This window comes from Promicromonospora sp. NPDC060271, from assembly GCF_042726755.1.
Taxonomy (GTDB): domain Bacteria; phylum Actinomycetota; class Actinomycetes; order Actinomycetales; family Cellulomonadaceae; genus Promicromonospora.
The window spans coordinates 1-5,289 of the sequence record NZ_JBHXBG010000256.1 but is presented as its reverse complement, the minus strand read 5'-3'; the positions used below and the strand labels follow the sequence as shown (position 1 = coordinate 5,289).

The following is a 5,289-nucleotide window of genomic DNA, read 5'->3' as shown; positions in this document are numbered from 1 at the left end:
GGTCTGACACGTCCGCGCCCACTTCCGCTGTGGCGTACCTGACAGGTCGTCGGGTAAGAATCACAGCTCGACCGGTACGCGCACGGGAGGCGACGGCGTCGTCGGGCACTAGCGTGGTGCCGTGACCGCAACCGCCGCCCCCACCTCCTGGTTCGCCGCGCTCGCCGGACGTGTCGATCGCTTCCGCCACTGGACCCGCGCGATCCTCGTCGCGAACCTGGTGGGCCAGATCGGCATCATCGGGACCGGCGGCGCCGTGCGCCTGACCGAGTCGGGCCTCGGCTGCTCCACCTGGCCGCAGTGCGAACCCGGAAGCTTCACCCCGGTGTTCCACGAGGCCACGACCCTGCACCCGTACATAGAGTTCGGGAACCGCACGCTGACCGGCGTGCTGGGCGTCATCGCGGTGCTGCTCGCGGTCGCGGTCTGCACAGACCTCAAGCGCTCCGCGTCCTACCGCGTGCTCGGCCTGGTGCCGATCGTCGGCGTGCTGATGCAGGCCCTGATCGGCGGCGTCGTGGTGCTCCTGCACCTGCACCCCGGCTGGGTCTCGCTGCACTTCGGCGTCTCGGCCGGCCTCGTGGCCGCTTCGCTGTACGTGCTGCACCGGCACGGCGAGGGCGACAGCGCCCCGACCCTGGTGGTCGGGCCGCGCGTGCGCGCCCTGGCCTGGACGCTGGCCGGGCTGACCGCCGTCGTCGTCGTGCTCGGCGTCCTGACAACGGGCGCAGGCCCGCACAGCGGCGACGCCGAGGTGGGCTACCGCATCGCCGTCGACCCGGCGCTGCTGACCAAGTGGCACGCCGCGGCGGTGTGGGCGTTCCTCGCGGTCCTGGTCGCCTACCTGGTGTCCGTGCGCAGCGGGCCGACGGCGGTGCGCCGCGCCGCCCTCATCCTGCTCGGGATCACGCTGGCGCAGGGCCTCATCGGGTACGTGCAGTACTTCACCGACCTGCCCGAGCTGCTGGTGGGGCTGCACATGATCGGCGCGGCGGTGCTGATCGCGGGCACCACGCGGGTCGTGCTCACGACGCGGGTGCGCTGAACGCTGCCCTGAGGTCGGCAGCTCGCTGAGCACTGCACCGATGCCGACTGCCGACCTCATGCAAAGTTGCCGACCTCGGGCGCAGCCTCGCGGCGCCGGCCCGGCGTCGTCCGCCGGTGTGAATCAGTTAAGTCGGTTGCCCCCGCCGACCTGCGCACGGACCGTCGGTAGAACGCTCGCGCCGCGGGCGCCGTTCGACGACGCACGCATCGGAGGCGACGCCATGAACCCTCGTGCGGCCACCGGGAAGTACGCCGACCGGTTCCTGGCGATGTACGCGAAGCTGCACGACCCCGCCAACGGCTACTTCTCCGCGCAGGGCATCCCCTACCACTCGGCCGAGACCCTCCTGGTGGAGGCCCCGGACTACGGCCACGAGACGACGTCGGAGGCGTACAGCTTCTGGCTGTGGCTCGAGGCCTCCTACGGCCAGATCACCGGCGACTGGGAGCCGCTCAACCACGCCTGGGACACGCTCGAGGCGTACATGATCCCCACCCAGGAGAACCAACCGACCAACGGCGCGTACGACCCGGCGTCGCCGGCCACCTACGCCCCGGAGCACAACCACCCGAGCGCCTACCCGTCGCGGCTGGACTCCGGCGTCGCGGTGGGCCAGGACCCGATCGGCGCGGAGCTCCGCCGGACCTACGGCACCAGCGAGATCTACGGCATGCACTGGCTGGCCGACGTCGACAACGTGTACGGCTTCGGCGCGGCCCCCGGTTCCTCCCAGCTCCTGGGGCCGGACTACGAGGGCACGTCGTACATCAACACGTTCCAGCGCGGCCCGCAGGAGTCGGTCTGGGAGACGATCCCCCAGCCTGCCATCGACGACTTCTCCTACGGCGGCCCGAACGGCTATCTCGACCTGTTCACGGGCGACGCGAGCTACGCCCGCCAGTGGAAGTACACGAACGCACCGGACGCCGACGCCCGCGCCGTCGAGGCCGTGTACTGGGCCAAGCAGTTCGCGGACGAGCAGGGCGCCGGCAGCGAGATCTCCGGCACCGTGAGCAAGGCCTCCAGGATGGGCGACTACCTGCGCTACTCCCTGTTCGACAAGTACTTCAAGGAGATCGGCTGCGAGTCGGCGGGGCGCGGGGCGGGCTCCGGGCGCAGCTCCGCGCACTACCTGCTGTCCTGGTACTACGCCTGGGGCGGCGCCCTGGACACGAGCGGCCCGTGGGCCTGGCGCATCGGCTCGTCGCACGCGCACTTCGGCTACCAGAACCCGCTCGCGGCCTACGCCCTGTCCACCGACGCCGACCTCGTGCCGGCCTCCCCCACCGCCAGGGACGACTGGTCGACGAGTTTGGACCGGCAGCTCGAGTTCTGCCGGTGGTTGCAGTCGGCCGAGGGCGGCATCGCGGGCGGCGCCACCAACAGCGTGGACGGCGCCTACGGCTCGCACCCCGCGGGCACGCCCACGTTCTACGAGATGGTGTACGACGAGGCGCCCGTCTACCACGACCCGCCGTCGAACCAGTGGTTCGGCATGCAGGGGCGTGGGGTCGAGCGGATCGCGCAGCTCTACCACCAGACGGGCGACGAGCGCGCGCGGGCCATCCTCGACAGATGGGTGCCCTGGGTGCTCGACGAGGTCACCGTGACCGCCGACTCGTGGCAGGTGCCGTCCGAGCTCACGTGGAGCGGCGCCCCGAACACCTGGGACCCGGCCGACCCGGGCGCCAACGCGGGCCTGCACGTCGACGTCGTCTCGCACGGGCAGGACGTCGGCGTGGCCGGCGCCATCACCCGCACGCTCATCTACTACGCCGCGGCCTCGGGCGACCAGCAGGCGGCCGACACCGCCAAGGCGCTGCTCGACGCCATGTGGGAGCAGAACAGCGACGAGAAGGGCATCGGCACCGTCGAGGCCCGTGCCGACTTCGCGCGGTTCGACGACGAGTACCAGCCCGGCGGGAACGGCGTCTACGTGCCGGGCGGCTGGACGGGCACCAACCCGAACGGCGACAAGGTCTCGTCCGGCGTCTCGTTCCTCGACCTCCGGTCGTTCTACGCGGACGACCCGATGTTTCAAGAGGTCAAGCAGTACCTGGACGGCGGCGACGTCCCGCGGTTCACCTACCACCGGTTCTGGGCCCAGACCGCCGTCGCAACGGCCATGGCCGAGTACGAGCGCCTGCTGGGCGCACCCAGGACCGCGAGGTAGAGCGCCTGTCCCGGTTCCGTACGGGTCGATCCGTGCGGAACCAGGACAGGCGCTCTACCTCGGGGCAGCGTTCAGGACGGGTCAGACCTCCGGGACCCAGAGGTCCTCGCCGTTGGGGGGCGTGCCGACGGCGCCGACGGAGACAGGCACCGGCGCGGCCTCCGGCAGGTCGCCCAGCGCGCGCTGCGCCACGGCACCCGACGAGAAGTTCGCGTAGCACTCGGGGCAGTACCAGTCGGGCGTCGGCACGGGGGTGTCGAAACCGCCGTACACGACGTCCGGCTCGAGCTTCATGTTGTCGTGGATGGCCTGGCCCCACACGATGCGCTTGGTGGCGCCGCGCTGACCGCACGACGGGCACGACGGACGCATCTGCGCGCGCTGCGACAGCACCGCGTGCGGGTGGAGCAGCGCGTGGCACGGGCCGCACACCAGGAAGGTCTGCTCGATGAGCTCCGCGAGGGGGCGCTCGCCGGTCTCGCCGAGGTGGGCACCGTCGTCGTGCGGCCGCAGCTGCATGACGTCGACGAACCGCTCGCACGAGGCGCAGCGCTCCTCGCGGCGCAGGTCGGTGCCCGCCACCTGCTTGTGCCCGAGCAGGCGCAGGACGTGCAGGTTCGGCGACAGCTCGTCGGTCTCGCAGTTGCCCGCGTCGAGCGTGCCGGTGGCGCCGTGCTTGTACTGGTGGGCGATGCCGTCGAGCACCAGGCGGGCGTGCTCCTGGGGCAGCCAGCCGGACGACCGCGCGTAGGCCGCGGCGCCGTTGAAGAGGTCGTCCCAGACGACGGGCTTGTCCGGGCCGAACACCTCGTCGCTGACCCAGTCCTCGCCCTGGCTGGTGCCCATGAGCTCGACCGCGGCGACGATGCCCGGCTCGGAGCCCACGACGGTGACGACGACGTCGCCGCGCTGGGGGCCGTCCGCGCCACCGGGCAGACGGTGCTCGTGGCTACGGCTCGCGATGGCGACCGCCTCGCCCAGCCAGTCCTCGGACCAGTTGAGGTAGACGGACGGAACGAGCCACGCCGGAAGGGACGATACGTTGGGAAGCATGTCGGGTTCGCTGGTCACGCGGGGAGAATAGCGCAGCCCGGTGACGTCGTTATGACAGTCCCGGTAAGCGACCTCCCGGACTTACCGGAACTCGACCACTACCTGGTCGAACCCGGACGCGGACAACATCACCTCAAGGGTCTTCACCGTGTTCGCCCGGGCGCGTTCGTCCAGGTCCGACTCCTCGGCCGCGGCCGTTATCTGGTCCTGCGCCGCGGCGAGCGCCTCCTGACGCGCGTCGGTGTCGGTGTCGAAGAAGTCACCCACGCGGTCGACCAGGCCGCGGTCCTCCGTCAGGGCGCGGCTGGAGTCCAGGTCGATGCGCGGCTCGGCGAGCTCCGGTTCGGGCAGGGTGACCGACACCGTCGTGCCGTCGTCCGAGATCGTTATGGCGTCCTCGGTGAGGCCCTCGAAGTCCACGTACGCCTCGACCGAGCCGTTCACCACGAGCACGGTGCGCTCCCCCGCCACCCAGCCGGGCACGTACCTGACGTCGCGCTCCAGGTCGACGAGGACCTCGTACTGCGCCTCGCCCGCCACGAACCGCGCGAGGTCCTTCATGCTGAGCAGGACCGGACGCTCGGAGCGGTCGACCTGGCTCGTCGTGAACGGGTTCAGCCCCTCGACGAGCACCCGCCAGAAGGCGTCGCGGAAGTCGTCGCGCAGTGCCGACAGCACGCCGAGGACCGCCCCGGCGGCGAGCGCGAGGCCCACGAGGAACCCGATGCCGCCGGCGAGCCATGACGGCATGCGGCGGCGCGCGGGCCCGGCCGGCGGTTCAGGCCTGGTGGTGCCCGTGCCCGACGGCGGCTCCGGCGGCCGCCCCTGTGCGTGCACCTGCTTGGTGTCGGCGTCGGTCATCACAACCGCCCCCTTAGGGAGATATGTCCGAATATCCCGTGGAGTCACACGCTAGCGCCAGACACCGACACTCGCCGGGTGGGCGTTGCGCGTCCGCGCCGACGGCTTCGGTCGGTTGCCCTGAGATCGGTCGTTTGATTGACCGATCTCAGGG

The 5,289-nt window shown here is 71.2% G+C and carries 4 protein-coding genes; 2 read left to right on the top strand and 2 right to left on the bottom strand.

Translation table 11 applies throughout. The annotated features are described in order from the left end of the window. Positions 1-121: 121 nt before the first annotated feature. Together ACFWE2_RS24300 and ACFWE2_RS24295 are read left to right on the top strand one after the other, a co-directional pair. Entirely contained in the window at positions 122-1,045 is a 924-nt protein-coding gene (locus tag ACFWE2_RS24300) for a heme A synthase (protein ID WP_377226780.1), read from the top strand. 223 nt (positions 1,046-1,268) lie between these two features. Next, positions 1,269-3,221 (top strand): glycoside hydrolase family 48 protein, encoded by a 1,953-nt coding sequence (locus ACFWE2_RS24295; RefSeq protein WP_377226779.1) that lies wholly within the window; start codon positions 1,269-1,271, stop codon positions 3,219-3,221. A gap of 81 nt (positions 3,222-3,302) precedes the next feature. Here ACFWE2_RS24295 and ACFWE2_RS24290 read toward each other — a convergent pair whose 3' ends face one another. Together ACFWE2_RS24290 and ACFWE2_RS24285 are read right to left on the bottom strand one after the other, a co-directional pair. After that, positions 3,303-4,292 carry a hypothetical protein gene (locus ACFWE2_RS24290; RefSeq protein WP_377226778.1) on the bottom strand — a complete coding sequence of 330 codons (990 nt, stop codon included), beginning with the start codon at positions 4,290-4,292 and terminating at the stop codon, positions 3,303-3,305. Between the two features lie 63 nt (positions 4,293-4,355). Continuing rightward, positions 4,356-5,135 (bottom strand): DUF4230 domain-containing protein, encoded by a 780-nt coding sequence (locus ACFWE2_RS24285; protein WP_377226777.1) that lies wholly within the window; start codon positions 5,133-5,135, stop codon positions 4,356-4,358. Between the last annotated feature and the right edge of the window lie 154 nt (positions 5,136-5,289).

What these genes read in the sequence shown, in the direction of transcription:
- ACFWE2_RS24285 (WP_377226777.1), bottom strand. Translation starts at nt 5,135, where the DNA reads ATGACCGACGCCGACACCAAGCAGGTGCACGCACAGGGGCGGCCGCCG.
- ACFWE2_RS24295 (WP_377226779.1), top strand. Translation starts at nt 1,269, where the DNA reads ATGAACCCTCGTGCGGCCACCGGGAAGTACGCCGACCGGTTCCTGGCG.